General features: G+C 73.4%; 2 tRNA genes. Both read left to right on the top strand.

Going from position 1 to position 271, the window contains the following annotated elements:
• Nucleotides 1-4: 4 nt before the first annotated feature.
• A tRNA-Glu gene (locus E9529_RS21670) sits at nucleotides 5-77 on the top strand.
• Between the two features lie 99 nt (nucleotides 78-176).
• Nucleotides 177-249, top strand: a tRNA-Glu gene (locus E9529_RS21665).
• The last annotated feature ends 22 nt before the right edge of the window (nucleotides 250-271 follow it).

Here is a 271-nt window from a genome sequence, read left to right as displayed (position 1 = left end):
GCACGGCCCCGTCGTCTAGCGGCCCAGGACGCCGCCCTCTCACGGCGGTAGCGAGGGTTCGAATCCCTTCGGGGCTACGCGACCGAGAGCCCCCGACCACAGGTCGGGGGCTCTCGCCGTTCCCGGGCCCCCCGCTGCGTGGCCCGTCGGCAGGCATGGCAAGATGTGCTCCGCACGGCCCCGTCGTCTAGCGGCCCAGGACGCCGCCCTCTCACGGCGGTAGCGAGGGTTCGAATCCCTTCGGGGCTACGCGACCGAGAGCCCCCGACCA

Origin of the sequence: Blastococcus sp. KM273128, from assembly GCF_021698975.1 — a bacterium.
In the GTDB taxonomy this organism is placed as follows: domain Bacteria; phylum Actinomycetota; class Actinomycetes; order Mycobacteriales; family Geodermatophilaceae; genus Blastococcus.
The sequence above is the reverse complement of the archived record's forward strand: the minus strand, read 5'-3'. Positions and strand labels throughout refer to the sequence as shown.